Consider the following 24061-nt stretch of genomic DNA (forward strand, 5'->3'; position numbering starts at 1 on the left):
ATCCACCACCCCTGATATGTATCCCTTGTCAATCATTCCTTCTCGAATGAGTTTCTTCAAGAATCCTATAGATCCAGTCGTGATTATCTTGTCAATGCACGGAAATCTCTCTCGAATATCGGGTATTCTTCTTATCTCCTGGAACTTGCTCAACCCGGTTTGATCGTCCATGACCAGAACGACGTTGGTATCCGTCTCTTCGTTAAGACTCACCGCTAGCGCCATCGCCGTTAGTTCTCCTTCATGTAATCCCGGGAACACGTTTCGATATTCTTTCAAGAAGACAGAACCAGGCTCGCTTAGAGATTCTTGTATGTTGATGTTATCAGGCAAACCGGCTCCAAATTCCTCTTGAATCTTCGGCGTCACGACGAGATCGTAGTCGCCACAGCAATCTGCAACTTCAATAGAGGTAATAGACTCGAATAGGGTGATGAGGCAACAAGTATCGAATATCTTCACAGTCAACTTCTCACCCTATGCTTTGCTAGTCTTGACTCAAAATCACGAAGTGGTATCCCAGCGATATTCGCTCCTTTAGTGATTGATACCTTGCCTTCGCGAACCATTTTCAATGCAAGTGGGATTCTTCTATTCAATATCCTCTCTTCAATTTCTGAGTTCTTGGCGTAGTCTGGGTCTTGGGTGTACGTGAATACTAGTATTTCGTCAACAGATAGAGAGGCGACAAATGAGGCTACCTCTCTTATTTTGAATCTGTCCGATTCTTTGGACGGAGCAATCTCATTGATGTCTTCGATTGCTGCCAAGTTGATTCTTGATCCATGGTCATTGAATCGAAGTACCCATTGGTACTGAGCCAGCTCATCGTTGACTACTCGCACAGACTCGCTATATGCGCCATATCTATGTGGGACAAAACCGAAATCCTTTGGATCTCGCCCCAACGCTTTCATTGTCAAGAAGATTAGTTTCTGAAGGTGAACATCTGTCTTAACCCCATCCTTGATCTGGCTAACAGTAAACAGAACCAGTTTGTGTTTCGCATCGAGCCGTCTTAAGGGTATGGTTGGCAACCTTTCACCGCCCCGATGGCTTTCAAACCATTCATAAGCTCCTTATATTCGACTTTTTCAGTTAGATTGATGGTGGCCTCTATCACTGACTTGACTTCTTCTATATCATAATTGAATGAAGTGTCTAATATACTGAAGGATTTTGTTGAGTCAAACTGATTCTTCTTAGCACCTTGCTTCTTTATCGTTATTTCTCCCCATCGCTTCTCTGCAACTCTCATCGATGATACCTTATTTCTATTATTGGTTATACTAATGGTTATACCATATATTCAATTAACCATTAATAAAAGTTAGTATTGGCGTGCATTGTTAATTTAGTGTTGATAAATAACTAGTATCTAGTCGGACGGTAAATAATGCATAAAAACAGGTGAAAAATAATTATTATATATCGCATATTATTGAAATAAATCAATGACAATTTAATTGTACAGGTCAGAACCCTTAGTGCTCTCGTTGTTTAGGAGCGCATGGACTTGAAGACCAACGCTATCTATTGTGGAGATTGCCAGAACGTTATCGGCAACACAAATGAGTTCCCCGACGATTGTGTTGAGCTGATCTATATAGACCCGCCATTCTTCTCCTCCAGAACTTATGAAGTGCTTTGGAATGACGGCTACGAGCTACGTGCCTTCGAAGACAGATGGAAAGGTGGTATCGAGAATTATGTAGCCTGGATGGAGGGTAAACTGAGGGAGTGCGAAAGAATTCTCAAGAAGGGAGGTACTATGTATCTTCACTGTGATTGGCACGCCTCTCATTATCTTAAAGTGCAAATGGACCATATCTTCGGCATCAATAATTTTATCAACGAAATCGTTTGGAAGCGGTCATCCGCACACGGGGATGCGAAACAAGGTGCTACGCATTTTGGTAGGGTGCATGACACTATCCTTGTGTATTCCTCAGGACCAAAACTAAAAACCTGGAACACTCAATATGTCGATTACGACGAGCGTTACGTAGATGGTTATTATAAGCACATAGAGGAAAAAACAGGTCGGCGTTATCAACTCGGAGATTTAACTGCGGCAAAACCCGGAGGCGACACATCTTATGAATGGAAGGGTGTAAAACCTCCCGCGGGACGGTATTGGGCTTATTCCAAAGAAAATATGGAGGAGTTCGATAGAGAAGGTAGAATCCAGTATCCAGATAAACCGGGTGGGATGCCACGGTACAAGAGATACTTAGATGAAATGTTGGGGATGCCGGTACAAGATGTATGGGACGATATTGATGTTATACTAAGTAAATCGAAAGAACGATTAGGATACCCAACTCAGAAACCCGAAGCCCTCTTAAGACGGATAATAGAAACATCCTCCAACCCAGGAGACGTTGTTCTTGACCCGATGTGTGGTTGCGGCACAGCCATCGCTGTCGCTCAGAAGATGGGAAGGAAGTGGGTAGGTATCGATGTTTCCCCCACTGCTTGCAGGCTTATGGCAAACAGGTTACGCAGTGCGGGGGCTCAGACCATTGAGCTAATCGGGATGCCTCATACGATGGAAGAGGTGAAAGGCCTCCAGCCTTTCGAGTTCCAGAACTGGATTCTTCAGAAGATGATGGGCAGGGTCTCACCGCGTAAGACCGGTGATATGGGCATCGATGGCTACCTGTTCGACGGTACGCCGATTCAAGTCAAGCAGTCAGAGGACATCGGTCGCAACGTTGTGGACAACTTCGAGACGGCCATAAAGAGGGCGAAGAAGACCAAGGGAATAATTGTCGCCTTCAGCTTCGGAAAGGGCGCATATGAGGAAGTTGCCAGGGCGAAGAACCAGGACGGGCTCGATATACAATTAAAGCCCGTTCAGGAAATTATTGATGAGAATTGAGTTCATGGTTGTTGTATGTTTTTGATTTAACAGAGTTATAGAAATGGGCCAACAGGATGAATTGTTGTTATTCATCCAATATCATCATCTTCTTTCAGGACATCAAGATCGGGGACTTTGTAATATCTCCTGAAATTCTCGTTTACCCGAATCCTTCTCTCGATGATCTTCTGACTCCTATTATCTAATGCTCCTTCATATCTGATCAATTCTTCTTGTATTGCGATAATGAAGAACCCTTTCGAACTCGCCCCGATTGGGACATCTGTTTTTATCAGAATCTGCGATACGATGTCTCTAACGGGAACATGTGTGGCACTTTGAGGAATTTTAAGACGGCGGCCAATTTCATCCGCGCTGATTGCATATGCTTCTCCGACATGCTCATTGAGTATGTCAAGTACAGCTTTCTCATCCTTCTCCAGTTTTACCATATTAATCCCCATTATAATGGCAGATATGAATAGAATAACCGACTATCTATTCTTTCTGAAGGAACTAATCTGAGAACGAATAGACTGCTTCCCTCATTTCTGGCTGAATATCGTAGTAGTGGACTTTCTTTCTTATCAATTCCTTGAAATCTTCTCCATCTTTAGTGTCGAAGCCGATCTCATATCCAATGCTTGAACGTCCCATCTCACAAGCTGCTTTCGTCGTGGTCCCGCTACCAAGGAATGGGTCAAGGACTGTATCGCCCGGGAATGTGAACATCTTAATCAATCGCTTTGGCAAATCGACTGGAAACATGGCTATGTGACCCTTCTGTGAGATGCCGTTAAATTTCCAGTGACCCGAGAACAGTTCTCTCCAGTCATCTATATTAATGCGAGATTGTTCAACAACTTCCTTAGAAACCTTTGGCGGATCTCCCACTTTCTTGAAGATCGCTATGTACTCATAATCCAGACTGAGATAGCCATTCCTCGGACGCCCGTAACTCCCCATTACATTAGCGCCGCCACTCGTGTTGGTGGTTGAAATCTTCTGCCATATTATGCTGCCTAGATAAACGACCGAATCTGAATGATTCCGGGCAATCGAGTTTACTATCATTGCATGAATTGGAACGATTTGATAAGGAGTCATTTTGGTTGCGGAGAGGTACATATCGCCAATATTGATGCATAGCCTACACCCAGGATGGAGAACTCGAATCGACTCTGCCCATACAATATTGAGATTGTCGATATACTCAGTCAATGAGTCACGATAGCCGATCTGATTATCATGGCCGTAATCCTTGATATTCCAATAAGGCGGCGATGTGACGACCAAATGAACGGACTCATCCGGTATTTCATTCATCTTCCGCGAGTCCTTGAAGAATATTCTATGAGTAATATTTGGTCTGGTAACCTCACAGACCCGATCCGCCGCTATCACACTCATTGTTTTCACTCCTGAAATAAATATAGACACTCTACTATCTAGACTTTTCTATAATAATTAATTAAGTGTAATCTCCCGACTTTAAGTGTAGGTGAGTTTTTAATGTAAAATCGTGCGAGCCCATTGTATCAAATCCCCCCATCCGTTCTCAATCGGTAGGTCCAGCCCTGCTTTTTGCGCTGGCGTCATTCCACCAAGCGCCATATGCGGCCTGGGGGAGTTGCACTGGATTACAAATTCTTTACAGCCTCAACTTTAATACAGATTACGCCATTCTTCTCCGCTTCCAGCTTCCATCTCAGGCGGTCCCCCTCTTTTAGCTCGAACTGTTTGATGATGCTTGATGGAACAGTGGTCCTTAAAGAATCACTGGCCTTGTTCGCTCTCGTCAAAGAAGTGATCTGACCGGTTGCCATGATATTGATAAGGTGCATCGGACTATTTCAATATTTTCTACCAATATTTCTATCTACTATTCTATCTAACAATTATTAACCAGTATTTTTTCATCATGCCTACCAAAAATCATATATAATAGTCATGTAATAGGTAACATTATAGGTAGAATAACATGGTAAACAAAGATGGTACGAACGTGCAAGCGGATGATGCAAGGGCCGAACGCGGTAAGGCCATAGCGCTCATTCCGGGCGCGGTCAAGGAGATCAAATCTGGCCTATTCACTGTTCAATCACAAAGCGGGGTGGGCACCTACCGCGTGGAGAACAATCGTGGATGGAAGTGTAATTGTCCGGATTTCATCACCAGGGGCGTTGAGTGCAAACACATCATCGCAGTTCAATATCATCTGAAAGAGAAGAGAGGGGCGCCCGATGCTGTCCCATCTAAGAAGGAGCGCGTTACCATCGGTCAGGATTGGTCGGCCTACAACACCGCTCAGATTGAGGAGGTACGCCTGTTCGACTCGTTATTGAGCGAACTTGTCGAAGGCATAGAAGAACCTGAACATATCATGGGGCGGCCTCGCCTTCCGCTCAACGAACAATTGTTCTGTGCTGTCCAGAAGGTCTATTCACAATTATCAAGCCGCCGCGCATCCGGACTATATAAGAATGCCAATGAAAGAGGTCAGATCGACCACGCGCCCCATTTCAACGCTCCATCGAAATTGTTCAATCGGGGGGATATTACACCCATCCTTCACGAACTGGTGATGTTGTCGGCCCTGCCGGTCGTTGATATGGAAACGGATTTCGCCGTGGATTCGACGGGTTTCAGAACGACCACGTTCAACGCCTTTAATGGAGAGAAGCATGGCGTCAGGAAGAAACATAACTGGCTGAAAGCCCACCTATGCACCGGGGTAAGCACGAACATAGTCACCAGCGTGGTCATCACCGATGCTAACGGCAGCGATTCGGGGCAGTTCGAGACGCTGGTCAAGAAGACCGCCGATGGTTTCCTGATCCATGAGGTCTCGGCGGACATGGCTTATTCTTCCAGACCAAACCTTGACCTCATCGAGGAGCTTGGTGGTACGGCGTTCATCCCATTCAAGAGCAATGCAATAGCGAAGGCCAAGGGTTCAGCTGCCTGGAATAGGATGTATCATTATTTCCAGATGAACCGCGAGGAGTTCATGGAGCACTATCATAAGAGGTCGAACGTGGAGGCTACCAATGCCGCCATCAAGAGGAAGTTCGGAGAAACATTAAAATCAAAGAACCCGACCGCGCAGACGAACGAACTATTGGCGAAGATCGTGGCCTACAATATCACGGTCATCATCCATGAGATGTACGAGAATGGGGTTGAGCCGGACTTCCTGCACTTAAAGTCGTTATCCTGCACCCAAATCATGGGTGCCGAGGTGGTTTAGGTGCAAAGCCTCATGGAGGCAAATCCTTTTTTATTTGAAACATGTCAGTGGCCATTATGCCCGCGGTTCTCATCATTCTCGGGAGCAAGAGCGACGTGGAAGTAGGCCGCAAGGCCTTGGACCTTTTGCAGCGCTTCGGCGTGGAGGCCAACATGGTGGTGGCCTCGGCCCATCGGACCCCTGACCGGGTGAAGGAGCTGGTGGGGCAGAGCGGGGCGGACGTTTTCATCGCCATCGCCGGGCTGGCCGCGGCATTGCCTGGGGCGGTCGCGTCCTTCACCTCCAAGCCGGTCATCGGCGTGCCGGTCTCCGGGAAGCTGGGGCTGGACTCCATACTCTCCATCGTGCAGATGCCCCCGGGCATCCCCGTGGCCTGCGTGGGCCTGGACCGGGGGGACAACGCCGCGCTGCTAGCCATATCCATGCTTTCACTGAGCGACAAGCGCCTGGCCAAGGAGCTTGTCGCCTACCGCCAGGAGATGGCGGAAAAGGTGGAGAACGATTCCCAAGAGGTGCAGGTCTGATGTTCGACCCCCAGACGTTCGTGGAAGAGAAGATCGAGGAACTGAGAGCGAAGATCACCGGGAAGGCCGTCATCGCCTGCTCCGGCGGCGTGGACAGCACCGTGGCCGCCGTGCTGGTGGACCGGGCCATCGGCGAGCGCCTGCTCACGGTCTACGTGGACACCGGCCTCATGCGCAAGGGCGAGACCGACGGCGTCCGCTCCATGTTCGACCGGTTGAAGGTGCACTACAAGATCGTCGACGCCTCGGAAGAGTTCTTCAACGCCCTGAAGGGGCAGATCGACCCGGAGAAGAAGAGGAAAGTCATCGGGGAGCGCTTCATACGCGTCTTCGAGCGCGAGGCCAAGGGGTTCGGCGCCGATCACTTGGTACAAGGTACGATCGCCCCCGACTGGATAGAGAGCGGGGATGGGGTGCGGGACACCATAAAGAGCCATCACAACGTCGGCGGGCTGCCCAAGGACATGTCCCTCAAGTTGGTCGAGCCGCTGTGGGACCTATACAAGGACGAGGTGCGGGCGGTGGCCCGCTACCTGGGCGTGGAGGTCTCGGAAAGACAGCCCTTCCCCGGACCAGCCCTGGCCATCAGGATCATCGGCGAGGCCACGCCAGAAGCCGTCAGCGTTGTCCGGGAGGCCTGCGCCATAGTCGAGGAGGAGCTGGAAGCGGCGTCCAACAAAGGACAGATGACCATACCGTGGCAGTACTTCGCCGTGCTATTGCCGGTGCAGTCGGTGGGTGTGCAGGGCGACCGCCGGGCCTACGGACGCACCATAGCCATCCGTTCCGTCGAATCGGTCGACGCCATGACCGCGGTCTTCTCTCACATTCCCTACGACGTGCTAGAGCGAATCTCGCTGCGCATAACCAACGAGATGAAGGCCGACGTGAACCGGGTGGTCTACGACGTCACGCACAAGCCCCCGGCCACCATAGAGTGGGAGTGAAGCTCACAACAGGTCGTCCAGGTCTTCCCAGCCGTCCACGGTATCATCGGGCACGATGGAGCTGTCCGGCTCGAAATAACCGCTCTTCTTCAGCACCGCCCTCAGCCCCACCCCCTTGGCCCCTCTGATGTCCGCCTGCAGCGAGTTGCCTACGTACATCGAGCCTTCCACATCCGCTCCCAGGTTGAACAGCGCCAGTTTGAACAGCCGGGGGTGCGGTTTCCGAAGACCGACGTCAGTGGAGAAGATCATGTCATCGAAGAAGCGGTCCAGCCCGTAGTACTTCATGTCCCTGAGGGGATACTCCGAAGGCAGCCCCCAGGCCACGTCGGATATCAGTCCGATCTCGTACCCCCTGTCCCTTACCCTCTCCAGCATCTCGAGCGTGCCTGGGATGAGCTGGCGGTCCTCCTTCAGGGCAGCGTAGAAAAGCTCCAGGCCGTCCTGGACGAGCCCCTCGTCCACGCGGCACCCCGCCTTGCCCAGGATGTTCTGCAGCACCTGCTCGAGAGGGATCTCCAGCATCTCCTCGGCCTTGCGGTCCCGGTTCCTTTGGAGCGTGGTCATCATGGACTGCCGGAACTCGGCCTCCTGCATGCGGCTGCCGGCCTGACGGGCCAGTTCGTGTAGTCTGCGGACGGTGCGCTCCTCAGGACCGGACCAGTCGTGGTAGTAATCGATCAGAGTGTGCCCCAGGTCGAATATCACGGCCTTCATATGAACGGTCATGAACATAGCTGGACATAATCATTTCCCGGGACCTTTTCGTCCGTCCGACCGTTCAATTTATACCGTATTCCGGTGATGGGGGACCGATGCGGGTCTTCGTCGTGGACAACGGGGGGCAATGGACGCACCGCGAATGGCGCGTACTGAAGTATCTGGACGTGGAGACGAAGATCGTGCCGAACAGCACGCCCTTCGACCAGCTGACGGAAGTGGACGCCCTGGTCCTCTCCGGAGGCGCGCCGGACGTGGCCTCGGAGGCCGGGCGCATGGGCAACAACGGAGAATACCTGGATAAGGCGGAATACCCCATCCTAGGCATCTGCGCCGGCATGCATTTCATGGCCAATCACTTCGGAGGGACCACCGGGCCGGCGGCCCGGGCGGAGTTCGGGCGCACCCGCCTATATGTGAAGGAGGATGGCAACCTTTTCACCGGTCTTCCCCGGGAGTTCGACGTCTGGGAGTCCCACAACGACGAGGTGAAGAGCGTGCCCGAAGGATTCCAGGTCCTGGCCCGATCGGACACCTGCCCGGTGGAGGCCATGCGCTCATTGAAGAGGCCGCTCTATGCCCTGCAGTTCCACCCCGAGGTGGAGAACACCGACCACGGCGTGGACATATTCCGCAACTTCCTGAAGGTGGTCGAGGCATGGAAGAGATAAGGGCGGAGCTCAGGAAGGCACTGAACGCCGCATTGGAGAACCGCCGCCGGGATGATTCTTTGGAACAGGCGGTGGGTCGGGAGGTCCGTCGAGCCGGGCTGTCGTACCAGGACTACATGGAGATCATGGAGACGGTGCGGAAGAAGGCCCGGAGGACCAAGCTCGACGCCTGGGACTCGGCGAAGGCCATCTCAAAGGAACAGAAGGAGTAGTAGCGCGGCCAGCACAGCCACCGCGACCATCAGGGTCAGTATGGTGATCCGGCGGTCCGTGCCGAAGACTATGGGGACGGGGCCGATGAGGAGCACTCCCCCGGTCGACACGCCCTTCTCCCCGCCGTCCTGGTCGATCTCGAACCTCAGGTTGATGAGCAAGCTCACGAAGGCGGCCAGGGCCAGCAGGACGGACGCCATTCCCCAGGCGCCCTTGGCCTGGAAAACCGGGAAGACCAGGAACAGGTAGAGCACCAGCTCCTCCTTCTCCGCCGCCACCCACCCCAGCACCACCGAGGCCGCAGCCAGGCCAAGGACCGCTGCCCAACCCCACGCCCGCTTCACGAAAGCTCCATCGTCCCATATCCTATTTTACTTACCCCTCCGTAATCGCCAACATGCCCACGGTGCACCCCAGGGTGGTCATCAGCCGCTGCATCGAGTTCGAGGCCTTCTCCGACCGGGACCTTTGGAAGGGCACCCGATAACCTATTTATTACCTCGAGCGATTCCTCCCCTCAGGCTTTTATGCTCACCCTGCCGACAGTGCTGAAAGAGATCCTCGAATCGAGAGGCTTCATAGTAGACATGAAAGGCAGCTTCGTCCACGGGCGCCGGGAGGACATCGAGCTGAACCTCTACCCCTACGCCCAGCATTCCCCGGCGGCCATCGAGGAGTTCATGAAGGCCCTGTCCGGGCTCAAAGGCAAGGTGGTGCTGGCCACATTGGTACCTTTGGCGGAATCGGTGCAGAACAACCTACCGTCCGAGGTGGTGGTCTGGGACCGAGAGGCCGTGGAGCACGAGGTGGGGCGCACCCGCATCGAAGGACTGGTGGGGGAGGAGGACCACGGGCTGATCGACGAGCTCTACGCCGACGACTTCCCGGAGATGCCCACCGAGGGCCTGCAGGACCTGGCCGAGGAGGAACGCATTACCCCCCTGCGCCTGGACCTGAAGGAGGTCGTGGAGATCTCCGCCAGGACCGTGGGCGGGTTCAGCCACCGTCTGGAGCTCGTGCCTCATTACATCTTCAGCTACGACGTCCCCCTGTTCGTGGGCGATGGGCGCATCGGCAACAAGGACGGCCTGCTGGCGGTGAACGCCCTGACCAAGGTCGTTGAGCCGTGGAGCGAACTGCCCCAGACCGTGCCCCGGCTGGAGCAGGGGCACAGGCGCCTGGAGCCGGTGCTCGAGGAAGAGGAGGCCTCCGGATTGGTGCGGGTGGCGGTGGAGAAGGAGCACACCTACGAGAGGGACCTGGTGCGGGAGAACGGTCAGGTGACCATGACCGAGCGCGTGGTCCAGCATCCCCGCCTGGACCAGGGCACGATCAAGCCCCTCGGCCTGATGTACGTCCCTATATGGTGCGTAGAGGGCACCAAGGGCGTGATGGTCCTCAACGCCAGCACCGGCAAGGTCCTCAGCGAGGACTATTTCCGGGACCTCTGCTGAGCCCTTCCAGCCTCTTCTCTATGTTCTTCCAATGCGCCCCCTGCCAGTAGACCTTCCCGCAGCTGGCGCAGCGCCAGAAGTCCTGATATCCGTTCCAGGTGCCCTCGGCCACCTCGTCCTTCACCGATCCCCGGTCCACCGCCTGCAGCTCTCCGTTGCAGGCGGTGCACCTGCGGTACGACTGCTCCGTTCGCAGACCGAACTCAGCCACGACCGCAAGCAGCTGAGCGTCGAGGTCCATCTCCGAAACGCAGAACCCCCGCTCCCCCGCCCTTTCGGCCAACTGACGGTCCCGGGTCAGCAGGTGTCGCTCGTTCCCCTGCAGCAGCCTTAGCATATCGGCGTCCGCCAGATCGCGCATGTAACGTGCATCGTACCCCATGATGCGCAGCCAGCGGGCCAGCGAGCCCAGCATCCCGTCCAGGAGGAAGGAGGGCTCAGCCATCCCTCTTGACCTCGTAGGTGAGGTGCACTCCGCCCCCCAGCCTTTCGAAGGAGGTCAGGCGCATGAACACGTGCTCCCCGGGCCGGAAGCCGTCCCCGTCCACCGGGCTGGGCGCCTCCCTCCCTCCGATGATGAAATCGCCGACGTACACGGAATAGACGTCTACCAGTCTAGCCTCGAAGAAGGAGAATATGGTCTCCCCACCTCCTTCCACCAAGAGGTTGGATATCCCTCGCGCCCCTAACAGGTCCAGCAGGGCGCCGAGGTCTATCTTCCCCTTGCCCAAGCGCACCGTCTCCGCCCCGGGATAGTCACGTACGCAATCCTCGAAGGTCACCATCAGGGTGCGCGCCCGGTCGTCGAGGATCAATGAGGTCTCCGGCACCTTCCCCCGGGGGTCCAGCACCACCCTCAGCGACTGCCTCTCCGGCGGCAGCCCTTTGATCGTTAGATGCGGGTCGTCGGCCAGGATCGTTCCCGCCCCTACTAGTATGGCTTGGCATTCGGAACGCAGCATCCTCACCCTCTCCATGTCCTCCGGGGAGGAGATGCGCAGCTGTCGTCTCTCGGTCCCGGCGATCTTGCCGTCCGGGGACATGGCGCAATTGACAATCACCCTGGGCCTCATGGTTGAGATATCCGCGGGCATGGTCATAAGGGTGATGGGGGGTGGGAGATTAATAGCATAAAATCGATATCGCCGGCGATGAGCGATTTCGACATTATCGAGCTGAAAAGGTCCAATCTGAAAGGCGCCACGGTCATCGAAGGCTTCTCCAGCATCGGCTTGGTCGGTTCCATCACCGCCAACTATCTGGTCAACCTGCTGGACATGGACCTGATAGCGGTCGTCGATTCCCCCTACCTGCCTTCAGTGTCCATCGTCCGGGATGGCGTCCCCTATTCCCCGGTGCGGGTGTACTCCGGCAACATCAACGAGAAGGGCAACGAGAAGATCGTGGTCATCGTCTCCGAGTTCGAGCCCCCGTCAGAGATACTCAAGCCCCTGGCCTGGGCCATCATGGACTGGGTGGAGCATAAGGGCTGCACCATGGTCATATCCCCCGAGGGGCTGGCCAACAAGTCCGGCGAAGAGGTGGACGAGGAACAGGAGAAGAAGGACGCCGCCAACTTCAAGGTCTACGCCGTGGCCTCCACTCCCCGGGCCCGGACCCTCCTGATCAAGAACGACATTCCCATATTCGAGAACGGGGTGGTGGTCGGTCTGGCCGGAGTGCTGCTGAACGAGGGCGTGAACCGCAACTTCGACGTGGTGTCCATACTGTCCGAGGCGCATTCCGACTATCCAGACGCCCGGGCGGCCGCCGCCGCCACCGAGGCCATCGACAAACTGTTATTGCACACCCAGCTGGACACCCAGCCTCTGCTGGAAGAGGCCGCGCTCATCGAAGAGGCCTTGAAGGAGATAAAGGTGAAGACCGGGGAGAGCGAGGAGCTGGCCAAGAAGCGCTCCATCATGTACGGCTGATCCGGACCCGGAAGGGCGCGCCCTCGGTCATCTCGAAGCGCACGGGGAGGTAATGAGGCACCAACCAAATCTGCGTGCCCAGGTGTCCGCTCACCTCCCGCACGGTGAACTCGGAATCCTGTCCGGCCAGCGCCAGGAACGGTAACAGCTGGTCCGCGGTATGCGCGTCCAAGGTCCCTCCGCCCTCCATCTCCTTGGTCAGGCCCGACGCGGCCTCCCGGCCCACCACCTCCGCCGACATGCCCTTCTCCCCCCGCGAGCTCCAGCCGATAATGGTGTTCTCGTACTCCGCCGTCAGGACCACCCCGGCCCCGGTCGAATCGCCCGTTCCCGTCTCGAACCGCATCTGAACGTCCATTCCAAGCAGGTTTCGCCGAACCGCATCCGCCATACGCTGGGCCACGTGCCCGGGCAGGTTCTGGACGAACGATACGCCGGTGATGCGGCGCAGCTCCCCCCGTTCATCGAGGGATAGCTTCCGCAGTTCCCCGCCCGAAACCTTCAGGCGCACTTTTCCTCCTCCCCGAGGATAGAACCCTCTGGCCTCGACCTCCATCTCCACCTGGGCCCCCATGCGCCTTATCAATGGTAGGAGCACCATCCGGTAATGGTCCACCGGAGGCGACCAGCGCACATCGGTACCGCCGACCAGCTCCAGCTCCGTCCTTACTGGAGAGAGGACCAGCGCAGGAAGCACCGTCTGGATCAGCAGGGTCAGGCTGCCGGCCGTTCCCACGTCGAACTTATACGTCCCGCCGACCAAAGCCCCCGGTCGGAACTCCAGCCGCTGAGAGCCGACCTCGTCCCCGACCACCTCGGCGTTGCAGAGGTTGGTGATGAGGCGAACCCCGGCCAGGTGCTGGGGCTTGAGCCCCGGGTCAGGACGCCCTGCCCTGATCTTGGTGATGAGCAGGTCCTGTCCGGTGAGCACGGAAAGGGACAGCGCTGTCCGCAGCAGCTGCCCCCCGCCCTCGCCATGCGACCCGTCCAGCTCTATCATTCGCTTCTCCGGGCCTTACGCGCGGCCACGACCTTCCACAGCTCGTTGAAGGCGAAGGCGCACAGGGACATGGGCAGCAGGATCAGCCATTCCTCCAGGTCCAAGGGGGAGGTGCGGAAGGCGTCGCTCAGTCCCGGTAGATACACCACCGCCAGCTGCAACAGTACCGAAACCTCGATCGCCGCGACCAGCTTCGTGTTGGTGAAGATGCCGATCCGCCAGAGGGTCTTGGTGGCCGAACGCGCCGAGAAGGCGTAGAACAGCTGGGCGAACACGATGGTACAGAAGGCCACGGTCCGGGCGTGCATGACCGCGTCCGCATCGGCCAGGCCGAGCACGTTTGTGGCGTCCCAATACTCCAACCAGAAGGCCAATAAGGTCGATATGGCGAATATGGACCCCACGGCCAATATGCGTATGGCATTGCTGCGGTTGACCGGCGGCTCATTGGGAGCGTTCGGCGGGCGCTCCATGATGTCCTTGGGAGTGGGGTCGATACCCAGGGCCAGGGCCGGCAGCCCGTCCGTAACCAGGTTCATCCACAACAGTTGAATCGGCAGAAGAAAGGGCATGAACTGCGGCTCTACGAAGATGAGGCTGGCGACGAACATGGCCGTCACCTCTCCGGAGTTGCAGGCCAGCAGGAAGGTCACGAACTTCTTGATGTTGTCGTAGACCCCGCGCCCCTCCTCCACGGCGTTCACGATGGAGGCGAAGTTGTCGTCCATGAGGACCATCTGCGATGCCTCCTTGGAGACGTCCGTCCCGGTGATGCCCATGGCCACGCCGATGTCCGCCTTCTTCAGGGCCGGGGCGTCATTCACCCCGTCCCCGGTCATGGCCACTATCTGACCCTGGTTCTGCAGCATCTCTACGATGCGGACCTTATGCTCGGGAGCGACGCGGGCGAAGACGTTGACCTCCTTGAGCAGCTCGGTCAGCTCCTGGTCCGAGGCCGTCTCCAGCATCTGGCCGTTGATGACCTTGTCCTTGCCCGGTTTTGCGATGCCCATCTCCACGGCAATGGCCCTAGCGGTCAGCTCGTGGTCGCCGGTGATCATTATGACGCGGATACCGGCGGTGTGGCATTTCTTGACCGCCTCCATGGCCTCCTTGCGCGGGGCGTCGATCATGCCCACCAGGCCCAGCAGGGTGAAGTCCTTCTCCAGCGCCGCCTCCTCCAGAGGAACGTCGGTGACATCGCGCATGGCGATGGCCAGAACTCTCAACGCGCGCCCGGCCATATCGTTGTTCTGGGCCAGGACGGACTCGACCGTCTGCGGGATGAGGTCCACGATCTGGCCTTTCGCACGGCGCTTGGTGCACAGCGGGACCACCTTCTCCGCCGCGCCTTTCATGAACGCATACTTTCGACCGTCCACCTCGTGCACGGTGGTCATGCGCTTCTTCACCGAATCAAATGAAAGCTCGAAGATGCGCGGGCTGTCTTTGGTGATCTTATCCACGTCAACGCCGCCCTTGCGGGCGGTAACGATCAACGTGCCCTCGGTGGGGTCTCCCCGCACCTTCCACTTGCCCTCCTCCTGATAGAGGGAGGAATCGTTGCACAGGGCGCCGGCCACCAGCAGCATGGAGAGGTCCCCCCGGTCGTCGGCGTCCATGACCCCCCCCGGCAGGGAGAAGGTGCCCTTGGGCTCGAAGCCCTCGCCGCTGACGTTGATGGCCTCGGTCATGAATATCTCGCGGATGTTCATCTCGCCCTTGGTCAGGGTGCCGGTCTTGTCCGTGCATATCACCGTGGCGCTGCCCAGTGATTCCACCGCCGGCAGCTTGCGCATGACCGCCTTGCGCTTGGCCATGCGCTGCAATCCTAACGCCAACGAGATGGTCACGATGGCCGGCAACCCCTCGGGGATGGCCGCCACCGCCAGGCTGACCGCGGTAAGGAACATCTCCTCGGCCGGGACGCCCCGGGTCAGCCCCACGACGAATATGAATATGCACACGCCGAAGATCATCAGCCCCAGCTGCTTTCCCAGTTTGTCGAGCTTTTTCTGCAGGGGAGTGTCCTCGTCCTCGTACTGGACCATCTTGGCGATGTTGCCCAGCTGGGTCAGCATGCCGGTGGAGATGACCACGGCCTTTCCACGTCCATGGTCCACGGTGCAGCCGGAGAATATCATGTTAATGCGGTCGGACAGGAAGGCGCCCTCAGCCAACACCTCTCCGGCGCGCTTGTTGACCGACAGGGATTCTCCGGTCAGCGAGGCCTCGTTGGTCTTCAGGTTGGCCGAATCGAGCAGCCTGGCGTCGGCCGATATCTTGTCCCCGGCCGCCAGCAATATGATGTCTCCCGGGACCAGATCCCTGGAGGGAACGCACTGCTCCTTTCCGTCGCGAATCACGTTGGCCTTGGGGGCGGCCATGTCCTTCAGCGCCTGCATGGTCTTTTCCGCCCTGTAGGTTTGAACGAACCCGAGGGTGGCGTTGATGATGACGATGATCATGATGACCGCCGCGTCCAGCCATTCCTCGTTGGACCCTTTGATGCTGGCGATGGCGCCGGAAATGATGGCGGCGATTATCAAAATGATGACCATGAAATCCTTGAACTGTTCCAAGAAGATCTTGAGCGGGGAGATCTTGCGGCCCTCACTCAGCTCGTTGGGACCGTAGCGCAGCAACCTATCCGCGGCCTCGGCGGCGGAAAGCCCCTCGGGACCGCTGCCCAAAGCGCTCAGGGTCTCCTCTCCACTCATCGCGTGGAATTCCGTAGACATTTTTGACCCACAAGGTTTACGACGGTCCAATTAATTAAAATCGACGCTGCCAACGGAAGCCGCGACGGAGGCCACTCCAGATGTGGACAATTATTTATAACATGTAATACTATCGAGGAAACGGGATGCACTAGGTGCCATGCTCTGCAGGCGGCGCTCTTGAGGACAGGGCGAAATGATAACGCCCAGCGAAAGCGATTGCCCGAAACCAGCACGAACGCACCAGCATAGGTAGTGGCGATGATAGCAACTGACAGTTTGATGTTCGAGGCGGGGATCATAATGCTGGTCGCCTTCATAGGCGCAGCCGTAGCCTCGAAGGCCAAGCAAAGCGTCATCCTCGGCTACATACTAGCCGGAATCCTCATCGGTCCCTACATTTACATCGAGCTCTTCGGCTTCACCTACGACGGGCTGGTCAAGGACACCGAGTTCATCAAGCTACTGTCCAGCATGGGCCTGACCCTGCTGATGTTCTTCGTGGGGCTAGGATTCTCGATAACCAAATTGAAGAAGACCAAGGCCCCGGCGATAATCCTGGCGCTGATGGACGTGGGGCTGGGCATGTTCCTCGGCATACTCATCGGCTTCGCCCTGGGATGGCCGGTGGTGGACACGGTCTTCCTGGCCGGGGTAATATCCATGAGCTCGGTAGCCATCACCGGCAAGGCCTTGGAGGACATGGAACGCTCCGCCAATCCGGAGAAGGAGTACCTGCTGGGCACGGTGATCGTGGAGAGCTTCCTGTCCATGGTGCTGCTCACCATCGCCGGGGGACTGATGTTCAAGACCGACGCCAGCAACATGACCATGACCCGCCTCATCGTCGGTATACTGGCCTTCTACGGTTTCTTCATCTTCATAGCCATCGCGGTCATTCCCCACGTGGTGAAATACTTCGAGAGCATCAAGAGCAACGAACTGTTCGTGCTCTTCGCCTTAGGACTAGTGTTCCTCTCCGCTGCCCTGGCGGAGGTCGCCGGGGTCCCAGCCATCATCGGAGCCTTCTTCCTCGGCATGGTTTTCGCTGAGACCAAACTGGCGGAACGCATTGAGGACCGCATCACTCCGTTCCGGGACGCCCTGGTGGCCGTCTTCTTCATCAGCTTCGGCATGATGATCAACCTGAACGCGCTGTCCGGGATCATTCCCATACTGCTCATCGCCGTGCCCGTTTCCCTGTTCTACGAGGTCATCATATTAGGGTCGGTCACCTATCTGCTGGGATTCACCTCTAAAGCCGCCACCTTCATCGGCACGGCCATGACCGGGCGTTCCTCGGAAGCCATCATGTACGCCAGCGTGGGGAGCAATTCCCCAGCGGTGACCAAAGAATCGCAACTTGACCCCTTCGCCGGAGCCTACTGCTTCATCATGAGTATAATCGCTCCCACGCTGATGAAACACAGCGCAGGTGTAACCCGCGCGCTTACAAAGATAACGCCTAAGGTTCTGAGGTACAGCGGCTCCCTCATCAACCGCACCATGAGCAAGATTATCCTCCCCTCGACCCTCAAGCTGTTCGAGAGGACCCGCCGCTTGGAAGCCCTGGTGATCTTGTACTTCGTAATCCTCATGGCCATAATGGTGCTGCCCTTCCCCTACAACATGCTCTCCTTCGTCATCGGCGGGGGCATCGTGACCATCATCTACGCCACACTGGAGAGCGACATATACTCCATTGTGCGCACCATTAACTTCGATAATCTGGGGGTGGTGACCCATGACCCCGGGCACATCAGCCGTTTCATCTCCGGCTTTGTCAGTCTGAGTCTGGTGACCATACTCTCCCTGGCCGCGCTCTTCAGCATCTGGTGGGTCACATCGGTCATTATCCTGATTGCTTACTTCATCATAGTACTGGGAATGTCTCGCAGCGTCTATCATCTGACCAAGACGCCCTCGATGAACATAAACGCCAAACCGGTCAAGCGCCGCGTACCCCGCAAGAAGGAGAAGCCTTTCCAGCCCCAGTTCAATGCACCGGAAGCGAGGCCCGATTCCGGCTGGGACCCGGAACCGGTCGAGGCGAAGGCGGAGCAGGTTCCCATGTCCGGACCGAGCATCGACGAGCCCTTGGACGACAACACCAAGTGGAAGCGCCTGTGAACTCAGGAACGAAAAAGACCAGAAGTGCGGGCACCGGGATTCGAACCCGAGTTCGAAGCTTGGGAAGCTTCAGTCCTAACCACTAGACTATGCCCGCCTGAGGCTACTACAATACCGCGCAATTTTAAAGTTTTTTCCCATCGCCTGGATGAAGGTCGACCATCAGTTGTTGATGGATTTCAGAAGGTTCTCCAGCTCGGAGATGATCCGGTATATTACGGTCCTGCCGTGCATAGGTATGTTCGGGTCGTTAGCTAGGTCGTCCAGCTTGCCTATGGCCCCGGCCACGCGCACGTCCATGGCCTCCCCGTCCTGGTTCAACCGGCCCTTGGCCTCGGTGGCCCCGCGGCGAATGTTACGGGGAACGGAAGTGTCCTCCGACAACTGGTCCAAGACATCGATTACCTGATTGAGTCTCTGTTTAACATCGTATCCCATGAAATCACCATCCTTTAGCATCACTGAGATGCGGTCCCCCCTCACTCGGAGTCGAACTTCAGCTCCCCCTTCTCCTTGAAGGCAGCTACCACCATGAGGGTCTTGGTGTCCTTGACGCCATTGATGCGGGACAGCTCTTCCACCAAGAATTTCTTGAGTTGAGTGTAGTTCTTGAACTTGGCCTTCACTACTATGTCGGTGTCCCCGGTAACCAGGAACACGTCTATGGCTAGCTTGAGCAAGGAAACGTTCTCGCATACCTCGTCAGCATCCTTGGTTTCGACCTTTAGGGTGATGATGGCGGTAACCTCATCTTCACCGTAGTATGAGGACATTATCGAGTCGTTCTCGCTCTGTTGCATGCACAACCCTCCTCGGACGCTCAGGATCGACCGATCACGCGGTCATGCTGGATTAGTCGCAGTGAAAAAATCGGAAGGAATCACATCGCGGTCTCGAATTCCTCTTGCAGGTCGATGATGACCTGTTCCAAGACCTCTTCCAGGCTGCTGCTCTGGTATTCCCGGAGGCCTCCGAGCTCGCTTTGCACCCGTGCCACGAAATTGTTGTTGTCTTTCAGGAACTCAACATTGCAAAGAGACTCTTCCATAGTCATTCACCCCAGTCCAACATCACGTGAGCGTTGGTCTGTTTTGGCGAATGCCCGGTTCCATATATAATGATTGCCTTAGGGCATTTTTCAGCCATCCAGCCCTCTGGATTGATATATATATTAAAATATTATTATAATTTAATGCATATTACAGATTCTTCTCCATGAAGTACGCCGGCCGGTCCTTGCCGAAATAGTTGGCTACGTCGCCCTTCTTGGTGAACCCGTATCCCTCCAAGGTCGGCAGGGCCTCGCTCTGCGGCTCCGCTTCCAGGGTGATCTTCACCGTCCCCGCCCATCGGGCCGCCCCTTCCGCCGCCTTGAGCAGCTCTGGCGACAATTGGCCTACCACGAGCAGGACCCGGCTCTTGCCCCCCTCGCCCTCATGATAGAGCACCATGGCCGAGCCCCCGGCCATATGGATAGTGAAGTCAGGGGCGGTCATGAAGATCTCCAGGGCGGAAAGGGAGAAGGACGGCCCGCCGAGCAGGTTCGGCTTGCCCTCTATCCCCTTCAGATCGCTTAGCTTGGCCTCCTTGACCTTCATGCCTCATCCCTCCATGTGCTTGACCATCATGTCCGCGTCCGCCCCATCCTCGTAATAGCCTCTGAGGCGGGCCAACACCCTATACCCCTGGGAGAGGTATAAGTTGACCGCGGCGGCGTTGTCCGGGCGCACGCATAGCATGACCGTCAAGAAGCCGCCTTCCGCGGCCATCTTCTCCATGGCCTCGATCAGTTCCCGCCCCAACCCCCGATGGCGATGTGAGGGGGAGATGGCCAACGATAGCACCTCGGCCGTCTCGTACCCGGTCGACAGGCGGACCATGGAATAAGCTATCACGGCCCCCTCCTCGATCAACAGGGTACGTACCTCCGGGTCCGACAGAAAGCTCTCGACCAGCTCCTCGGAGAAGCTGTTGAGATCGAAAATCTCCTCCTCCAATGCCATGATCCCCGGCAGGTCACCCCTCCTCGCCAGACGCCTGTGCACGCCTAGGAATCGTCCTCCCGGCTTTATCCATTTGCCGCCGTCCCGACCGAAATCATTTGATACACAGAAGCAGTTCTTCAACAGCCAGGTGCAATGATGACGTCCTTCTCAAGCATCCGCTCGCTGCTGACATCCCCCTGCCTCGAGGGCCAGGTGGCCCTGAGAGGATGGGTGTACCGCACCAGAAGCAGCGGAAAGATAGTGTTCGCCGTGGTCCGCGACTCCACTGGAATCATCCAGGTAACCGTCAAGAAGGGCAATCTGCCCGACGCCCAGTTCGAGGCCGCCGGGGCCGCCTCCATCGAATCGTCGGTAGAGGTGGTCGGCACCATGTACAAGGACGATCGCGCTCCCGGCGGGTACGAGGTCCGAGCGTCCTCCCTAAGCGTCATCGGGGCCGCTCTGCCTTTCCCCATCACTGAGTACCAGAGCGAGGAGCTGCTCTTGGACAACCGCCATTTATGGATACGTTCACGGGAGCAGACCGCGGTCATGAAGGTCAAGGCCACGCTGATGGCCGGCGCCCGGGAGTGGCTGGCCGAGAACGAGTTCACCGAGGTCACTCCGCCCATCTTCACCCAGAACGCCTGCGAGGGCGGGGTCACCCTCTTCAAACTGAAGTACTTCGACCGCGAGGCCTTCCTGAGCCAGAGCGCCCAGATGTACCTCGAGTCGCTGATATTCTCCCTTGAGAGGGTCTATTCCATCACCCCCTCCTTCCGGGCCGAGAAGTCCCGGACGTCTAGGCACCTGACCGAATACTGGCACATGGAACTGGAGGAGGCCTGGGTGGACAACGAGGGCAACATGAAGATCCAGGAGGAGCTGGTCTCGGCCATGGTGACCAAGACCCTCAAGGAGCGCAAGGAGGAGCTGGAGCTGCTCAAACGGGACATCGAGCCGTTAAAGATGGTGCAGCCTCCATTCAAGAGGCTGCGCTACGCGGACATGATCAACAAGCTGAAGGCCAAGGGCTTCGACATCGAGTTCGGGGCGGACCTGGGGGCGGCAGAAGAGAGGGCTATCACCGAAGAGGAGGTCGCTCCGGTCTTCGTCACCAACTTTCCCAAGGTGTGCAAGGCCTTCTACATGAAGGAGGACGAGGACGACCTGCGCACCTACAAGTGCGCCGACCTGCTGGCACCCTTCGGCTTCGGGGAGGTAATAGGCGGTAGCGAGAGGGAGACCGACCTGAACAAGATACTGCAGAGGATGGAGGCCCAGGGCATACCGGAGGACCCGTACCGCTGGTACTTGGACCTGAGGCGCTTCGGCTCCGTGCCGCACTCCGGCTTCGGTCTGGGCGTGGAGCGCATCGTGAAGTGGGTGTGCAACCTGGACCACATCCGGGACGCCATACCGTACCCCAGGACCGTCGCCCGGGTTTACCCCTGAAGGCGCCGGCCCATCTCACAATAAAGGTGATAGGCGTTCTCCAGCTGGTACCTTTCCACATACTCGTCCTTGGCGTGGGCCATGGAAGGACTTCCCGGCCCGCAGACGCTGACCAGGGAGTTCACCGCGGAATACACCGCGGCCTCGGTGGCGTAGGGGACGGCGAAAAGCTCCCCGGCCCCGGCGGCCTGCAGTTCTCTTATGAGCGTCGTGTCCGGCAGGGTCTCGAAGGCCGGAAGCTCGTACTGCATGACGATGTCGTAGTCCTCCCCATCGAGAGTGTGCATGATGCGTTCGCGCACCTCCTTGGCCGTCAGCGGATAGGGGAAGCGGGCGTTGAACTGGGCGTCGCAACGGTCCGGGACGATGTTGTTGCGGGTCCCGCCCTTGATGGTCGAAACGACCAGAGTGAGATCGTCAGTCGGTCCCGAAGGGACGTTGAGCATAGGGGAGAGCTTTTCCAGCAGCCGGGTCATGCGCATGATGGCATTATCCCCGTTCCAGGGCATGCTAGCGTGTGAGGCCACCCCGTGAGCGGTCAGTGTCAACCGGGATATCCCCTTCTCCTTCCAGGCCACCCTCAGGTCCGTGGGCTCTCCGACCAGCACGGAGCTGGCCTTGCGCACCTCCGGCCTCTTGGCCAGGAACTCCGCCCCGGTCATCAGCTCCTCCTCGTCAGTGGTGATGAGCAGACAGAACGGCACGTCCTCCTCCTTCAGCGTGCGTGCGGCAGACAGCATGGCCGCCGCTCCCCCCTTCATGTCCGCCGCTCCCAGGCCGTAGATGCGTCCAGCCTCCACCTCTCCGTCCTCCCTGGTCCAATCCTCCCCCGCGGGCACGGTATCGAGGTGGGCGGCGTAGGCCATTCCCCCTTCACCGTGGGACGCGACCAACGCAGGGCTCTCACGCATACCGCCGACGGTGATGTCCAGGCTCATCTCCTGCAATTTTCCGAGCACCATCTCGAAGAGCTCGTGCTTTCCCTCATTAGTGTCGCTGTGGACACGCAGCATCTCTATGAGGTTACGCACGAGCTCCCTGGGCATGGCATCACTTCCTGTAGAAGGGGGTCTGCACAACCTTGGCCGGCACGGCCTCGCCGCGTATGGATATGGAAAGCTCCGTCCCAACGGCGGAAAGCTTCTGGGGCACGTAGCCCATGGCGATCCCGATCCTCAAGCAGGGGGACATGTTGCCGCTGGTGACCTTCCCCACGACCTTGCCGTTCTGCATGATGTCATAACCGTGGCGCGGGACGCCTCTGCCGGTCAGCTCCATCCCCACCAGCACATCGTACTTATGTTCCCTCTGCAGGATCAGCACATCCCGGCCGATGAAGGCATGGTCCATCTTGACCACCCAGGGCGGCCCGGTCTGCAAGGATGTCTGGCGTCCGTCGAAGTCCGTTCCCGACAGGAGGTAGGCCATCTCCAGGCGCAGGGTGTCCCTTGCTCCCAGCCCGATGGGCTTGACCTTCCCGTCCCCCTCTCCTAAAAGCTTGTTCCATAGCCAGGGGGCGTCCCGGTCCTCCACCAGCACCTCGAAGCCGTCCTCGCCGGTGTATCCGGTGCTGCCGATGTAGCAGCCCACGCCCTGGCCGTTCGACGGCAATAGGTCGGGCAGGAATCTGGAACCCCCTCCGGAAAGGAAGGCGAAGCGCCCCTGGAAGCGCTTCATCTGGGAGAGGTCGATGGAGCATATTCTCTGCAGGACCCCCCGGGCCAACGGACCCTGTACGGCGATGCAGGCCAGGCGGGTAGAGAGGTCCACGATCTCCAATCCTTTGGTGTTGGCCTTAACCCACTCCCGCACGCGGTCCACGTTTGATGCGTTGGGGACCATCAGGTACTGCCCATCGGCGATGTGGTAGGTGATCACATCGTCTATGATCTGCCCGTCGGTGCTCAGCAGGTGGCCGTAGACCGCCTTGCCCACCGGGGCCTTGCTGATAGGATTAGTGAGCAGCCAGTCCAGCTGCTTGGTCACATCGGTGCCGTGGATGAGCAGGTCGCCCATGTGGGACACGTCGAACAGACCGCACTGGCGTCGGACGTGGGCGTGCTCCTCGATGATACCAGAATACTGAATGGGCATCTCCCACCCAGCGAACTCGACCATCCTGGCCTTCTGAGCCAGGTGCTCTTTGTAAAGCGGCGTTCTGTTCATGTGCTCACCCTCTAAAATGACGGCAA

At 57.1% G+C, this 24061-nt stretch carries 28 protein-coding genes and 1 tRNA gene; 10 read left to right on the forward strand and 19 right to left on the reverse strand.

What is annotated here, in order from left to right:
• From NT131_00005 to NT131_00015, 3 genes are all read right to left on the reverse strand, one after another.
• A partial coding sequence (locus NT131_00005) for a hypothetical protein (GenBank protein MCX6650036.1) occupies window positions 1–468 on the reverse strand: 468 nt, incomplete at its 3' end.
• Entirely contained in the window at window positions 465–1037 is a 573-nt protein-coding gene (locus NT131_00010) for a hypothetical protein (GenBank protein MCX6650037.1), read from the reverse strand. The genes NT131_00005 and NT131_00010, both read right to left, overlap by 4 nt.
• Complete coding sequence (locus tag NT131_00015; GenBank protein ID MCX6650038.1) at window positions 1019–1258, reverse strand: hypothetical protein; 240 nt, start codon at window positions 1256–1258, stop codon at window positions 1019–1021. The genes NT131_00010 and NT131_00015 overlap by 19 nt, the downstream gene beginning before the upstream one ends.
• A 252-nt stretch (window positions 1259–1510) precedes the next feature.
• On the opposite strand from NT131_00015, the gene NT131_00020 reads away from it, so the two are divergent.
• A complete protein-coding gene (locus tag NT131_00020; GenBank protein ID MCX6650039.1) occupies window positions 1511–2884 on the forward strand; it encodes a DNA methyltransferase in 1374 nt (457 codons plus the stop codon).
• Window positions 2885–2955: 71 nt separating this feature from the next.
• Here NT131_00020 and NT131_00025 read toward each other — a convergent pair whose 3' ends face one another.
• Together NT131_00025 and NT131_00030 are read right to left on the reverse strand one after the other, a co-directional pair.
• The gene (locus NT131_00025; protein MCX6650040.1) at window positions 2956–3318 is read right to left on the reverse strand and encodes a hypothetical protein; all 363 of its coding nucleotides are present in this window, start codon (window positions 3316–3318) and stop codon (window positions 2956–2958) included.
• Between the two features lie 64 nt (window positions 3319–3382).
• Window positions 3383–4276: a site-specific DNA-methyltransferase gene (locus tag NT131_00030; protein ID MCX6650041.1), complete on the reverse strand. Its 894-nt coding sequence runs from the start codon at window positions 4274–4276 to the stop codon at window positions 3383–3385.
• A gap of 571 nt (window positions 4277–4847) precedes the next feature.
• On the opposite strand from NT131_00030, the gene NT131_00035 reads away from it, so the two are divergent.
• The 3 genes from NT131_00035 to guaA are packed head-to-tail and all read left to right on the forward strand — an operon-like array spanning window position 4848 to window position 7587.
• Window positions 4848–6116, forward strand: a complete 1269-nt coding sequence (locus tag NT131_00035) for a transposase (GenBank protein ID MCX6650042.1) — start codon at window positions 4848–4850, stop codon at window positions 6114–6116.
• A gap of 56 nt (window positions 6117–6172) precedes the next feature.
• Window positions 6173–6640, forward strand: a complete 468-nt coding sequence (gene purE / locus NT131_00040) for a 5-(carboxyamino)imidazole ribonucleotide mutase (protein MCX6650043.1) — start codon at window positions 6173–6175, stop codon at window positions 6638–6640.
• Window positions 6640–7587: a glutamine-hydrolyzing GMP synthase gene (gene guaA / locus NT131_00045; GenBank protein ID MCX6650044.1), complete on the forward strand. Its 948-nt coding sequence runs from the start codon at window positions 6640–6642 to the stop codon at window positions 7585–7587. The genes purE and guaA overlap by 1 nt, the downstream gene beginning before the upstream one ends.
• 3 nt (window positions 7588–7590) lie before the next feature.
• Here guaA and NT131_00050 read toward each other — a convergent pair whose 3' ends face one another.
• On the reverse strand, window positions 7591–8304 hold the full coding sequence (locus NT131_00050; GenBank protein MCX6650045.1) for an HAD family hydrolase: 714 nt from the start codon (window positions 8302–8304) through the stop codon (window positions 7591–7593).
• A 98-nt stretch (window positions 8305–8402) separates the two neighbouring features.
• On the opposite strand from NT131_00050, the gene NT131_00055 reads away from it, so the two are divergent.
• Together NT131_00055 and NT131_00060 are read left to right on the forward strand one after the other, a co-directional pair.
• A complete protein-coding gene (locus tag NT131_00055) occupies window positions 8403–8978 on the forward strand; it encodes a GMP synthase subunit A (protein ID MCX6650046.1) in 576 nt (191 codons plus the stop codon).
• A complete protein-coding gene (locus tag NT131_00060; GenBank protein ID MCX6650047.1) occupies window positions 8966–9190 on the forward strand; it encodes a hypothetical protein in 225 nt (74 codons plus the stop codon). Before NT131_00055 ends, NT131_00060 begins: the two co-directional genes overlap by 13 nt.
• On the opposite strand, the gene NT131_00065 is transcribed toward NT131_00060, so the two are convergent.
• Window positions 9170–9535 (reverse strand): DUF131 domain-containing protein, encoded by a 366-nt coding sequence (locus NT131_00065; protein ID MCX6650048.1) that lies wholly within the window; start codon window positions 9533–9535, stop codon window positions 9170–9172. The genes NT131_00060 and NT131_00065 overlap by 21 nt on opposite strands.
• Window positions 9536–9718: 183 nt before the next feature.
• Here NT131_00065 and NT131_00070 point away from each other — a divergent pair, with 183 nt between their 5' ends.
• Complete coding sequence (locus NT131_00070; GenBank protein MCX6650049.1) at window positions 9719–10645, forward strand: hypothetical protein; 927 nt, start codon at window positions 9719–9721, stop codon at window positions 10643–10645.
• On the opposite strand, the gene NT131_00075 is transcribed toward NT131_00070, so the two are convergent.
• Entirely contained in the window at window positions 10614–11090 is a 477-nt protein-coding gene (locus tag NT131_00075) for a Mut7-C RNAse domain-containing protein (protein ID MCX6650050.1), read from the reverse strand. The genes NT131_00070 and NT131_00075 overlap by 32 nt on opposite strands.
• Window positions 11083–11718 (reverse strand): dihydrofolate reductase family protein, encoded by a 636-nt coding sequence (locus NT131_00080; protein MCX6650051.1) that lies wholly within the window; start codon window positions 11716–11718, stop codon window positions 11083–11085. Before NT131_00080 ends, NT131_00075 begins: the two co-directional genes overlap by 8 nt.
• 78 nt (window positions 11719–11796) lie before the next feature.
• On the opposite strand from NT131_00080, the gene NT131_00085 reads away from it, so the two are divergent.
• Window positions 11797–12579 carry a PAC2 family protein gene (locus NT131_00085; protein ID MCX6650052.1) on the forward strand — a complete coding sequence of 261 codons (783 nt, stop codon included), beginning with the start codon at window positions 11797–11799 and terminating at the stop codon, window positions 12577–12579.
• Here NT131_00085 and rtcA read toward each other — a convergent pair.
• Entirely contained in the window at window positions 12566–13579 is a 1014-nt protein-coding gene (rtcA, locus tag NT131_00090) for an RNA 3'-terminal phosphate cyclase (protein ID MCX6650053.1), read from the reverse strand. The two genes, NT131_00085 and rtcA, sit on opposite strands and share 14 nt — an antisense overlap.
• Window positions 13576–16320 (reverse strand): cation-translocating P-type ATPase, encoded by a 2745-nt coding sequence (locus NT131_00095; GenBank protein MCX6650054.1) that lies wholly within the window; start codon window positions 16318–16320, stop codon window positions 13576–13578. The genes rtcA and NT131_00095 overlap by 4 nt, the downstream gene beginning before the upstream one ends.
• A 240-nt stretch (window positions 16321–16560) precedes the next feature.
• Here NT131_00095 and NT131_00100 point away from each other — a divergent pair, with 240 nt between their 5' ends.
• On the forward strand, window positions 16561–18429 hold the full coding sequence (locus tag NT131_00100; GenBank protein ID MCX6650055.1) for a cation:proton antiporter: 1869 nt from the start codon (window positions 16561–16563) through the stop codon (window positions 18427–18429).
• Window positions 18430–18454: 25 nt separating this feature from the next.
• On the opposite strand, the gene NT131_00105 is transcribed toward NT131_00100, so the two are convergent.
• The 6 genes from NT131_00105 to NT131_00130 form a co-directional block, all read right to left on the reverse strand.
• Window positions 18455–18526, reverse strand: a tRNA-Gly gene (locus NT131_00105).
• A gap of 65 nt (window positions 18527–18591) precedes the next feature.
• Window positions 18592–18888 (reverse strand): UPF0147 family protein, encoded by a 297-nt coding sequence (locus NT131_00110; GenBank protein ID MCX6650056.1) that lies wholly within the window; start codon window positions 18886–18888, stop codon window positions 18592–18594.
• A 20-nt stretch (window positions 18889–18908) separates the two neighbouring features.
• Complete coding sequence (locus tag NT131_00115; GenBank protein ID MCX6650057.1) at window positions 18909–19229, reverse strand: Lrp/AsnC ligand binding domain-containing protein; 321 nt, start codon at window positions 19227–19229, stop codon at window positions 18909–18911.
• A gap of 80 nt (window positions 19230–19309) precedes the next feature.
• A complete protein-coding gene (locus tag NT131_00120; GenBank protein MCX6650058.1) occupies window positions 19310–19477 on the reverse strand; it encodes a hypothetical protein in 168 nt (55 codons plus the stop codon).
• Window positions 19478–19628: 151 nt separating this feature from the next.
• Complete coding sequence (locus NT131_00125) at window positions 19629–20027, reverse strand: hypothetical protein (GenBank protein ID MCX6650059.1); 399 nt, start codon at window positions 20025–20027, stop codon at window positions 19629–19631.
• Between the two features lie 3 nt (window positions 20028–20030).
• Entirely contained in the window at window positions 20031–20555 is a 525-nt protein-coding gene (locus NT131_00130) for a GNAT family N-acetyltransferase (protein ID MCX6650060.1), read from the reverse strand.
• Between the two features lie 15 nt (window positions 20556–20570).
• Between NT131_00130 and asnS the strand changes: the two genes are divergently transcribed.
• On the forward strand, window positions 20571–21869 hold the full coding sequence (gene asnS / locus NT131_00135; protein MCX6650061.1) for an asparagine--tRNA ligase: 1299 nt from the start codon (window positions 20571–20573) through the stop codon (window positions 21867–21869).
• Here the strand turns inward: asnS and NT131_00140 are convergent.
• Together NT131_00140 and gcvT are read right to left on the reverse strand one after the other, a co-directional pair.
• A complete protein-coding gene (locus NT131_00140) occupies window positions 21860–22915 on the reverse strand; it encodes a M20/M25/M40 family metallo-hydrolase (GenBank protein ID MCX6650062.1) in 1056 nt (351 codons plus the stop codon). The two genes, asnS and NT131_00140, sit on opposite strands and share 10 nt — an antisense overlap.
• A gap of 4 nt (window positions 22916–22919) precedes the next feature.
• Window positions 22920–24035, reverse strand: a complete 1116-nt coding sequence (gene gcvT, locus NT131_00145) for a glycine cleavage system aminomethyltransferase GcvT (protein ID MCX6650063.1) — start codon at window positions 24033–24035, stop codon at window positions 22920–22922.
• Window positions 24036–24061 lie beyond the last annotated feature (26 nt).

This window comes from Methanomassiliicoccales archaeon (assembly GCA_026394395.1).
GTDB lineage: Archaea > Thermoplasmatota > Thermoplasmata > Methanomassiliicoccales > UBA472 > UBA472.

Bases quoted from the DNA above. Each gene is read 5' to 3' on its own strand.
- NT131_00120 (MCX6650058.1), bottom strand. From the start codon at position 19,477: ATGGAAGAGTCTCTTTGCAATGTTGAGTTCCTGAAAGACAACAACAAT.
- NT131_00075 (MCX6650050.1), bottom strand. From the start codon at position 11,090: ATGGCTGAGCCCTCCTTCCTCCTGGACGGGATGCTGGGCTCGCTGGCC.
- NT131_00115 (MCX6650057.1), bottom strand. From the start codon at position 19,229: ATGCAACAGAGCGAGAACGACTCGATAATGTCCTCATACTACGGTGAA.
- gcvT (MCX6650063.1), bottom strand. From the start codon at position 24,035: ATGAACAGAACGCCGCTTTACAAAGAGCACCTGGCTCAGAAGGCCAGG.
- NT131_00050 (MCX6650045.1), bottom strand. From the start codon at position 8,304: ATGAAGGCCGTGATATTCGACCTGGGGCACACTCTGATCGATTACTAC.
- rtcA (MCX6650053.1), bottom strand. From the start codon at position 13,579: ATGATAGAGCTGGACGGGTCGCATGGCGAGGGCGGGGGGCAGCTGCTG.
- NT131_00025 (MCX6650040.1), bottom strand. From the start codon at position 3,318: ATGGTAAAACTGGAGAAGGATGAGAAAGCTGTACTTGACATACTCAAT.
- NT131_00080 (MCX6650051.1), bottom strand. From the start codon at position 11,718: ATGAGGCCCAGGGTGATTGTCAATTGCGCCATGTCCCCGGACGGCAAG.
- NT131_00020 (MCX6650039.1), top strand. From the start codon at position 1,511: ATGGACTTGAAGACCAACGCTATCTATTGTGGAGATTGCCAGAACGTT.
- NT131_00055 (MCX6650046.1), top strand. From the start codon at position 8,403: ATGCGGGTCTTCGTCGTGGACAACGGGGGGCAATGGACGCACCGCGAA.
- NT131_00085 (MCX6650052.1), top strand. From the start codon at position 11,797: ATGAGCGATTTCGACATTATCGAGCTGAAAAGGTCCAATCTGAAAGGC.
- asnS (MCX6650061.1), top strand. From the start codon at position 20,571: ATGACGTCCTTCTCAAGCATCCGCTCGCTGCTGACATCCCCCTGCCTC.
- NT131_00035 (MCX6650042.1), top strand. From the start codon at position 4,848: ATGGTAAACAAAGATGGTACGAACGTGCAAGCGGATGATGCAAGGGCC.
- NT131_00110 (MCX6650056.1), bottom strand. From the start codon at position 18,888: ATGCTAAAGGATGGTGATTTCATGGGATACGATGTTAAACAGAGACTC.
- NT131_00140 (MCX6650062.1), bottom strand. From the start codon at position 22,915: ATGCCCAGGGAGCTCGTGCGTAACCTCATAGAGATGCTGCGTGTCCAC.
- NT131_00125 (MCX6650059.1), bottom strand. From the start codon at position 20,027: ATGAAGGTCAAGGAGGCCAAGCTAAGCGATCTGAAGGGGATAGAGGGC.
- guaA (MCX6650044.1), top strand. From the start codon at position 6,640: ATGTTCGACCCCCAGACGTTCGTGGAAGAGAAGATCGAGGAACTGAGA.
- NT131_00070 (MCX6650049.1), top strand. From the start codon at position 9,719: ATGCTCACCCTGCCGACAGTGCTGAAAGAGATCCTCGAATCGAGAGGC.
- NT131_00015 (MCX6650038.1), bottom strand. From the start codon at position 1,258: ATGAGAGTTGCAGAGAAGCGATGGGGAGAAATAACGATAAAGAAGCAA.
- NT131_00095 (MCX6650054.1), bottom strand. From the start codon at position 16,320: ATGTCTACGGAATTCCACGCGATGAGTGGAGAGGAGACCCTGAGCGCT.
- purE (MCX6650043.1), top strand. From the start codon at position 6,173: ATGCCCGCGGTTCTCATCATTCTCGGGAGCAAGAGCGACGTGGAAGTA.
- NT131_00100 (MCX6650055.1), top strand. From the start codon at position 16,561: ATGATAGCAACTGACAGTTTGATGTTCGAGGCGGGGATCATAATGCTG.
- NT131_00030 (MCX6650041.1), bottom strand. From the start codon at position 4,276: ATGAGTGTGATAGCGGCGGATCGGGTCTGTGAGGTTACCAGACCAAAT.
- NT131_00060 (MCX6650047.1), top strand. From the start codon at position 8,966: ATGGAAGAGATAAGGGCGGAGCTCAGGAAGGCACTGAACGCCGCATTG.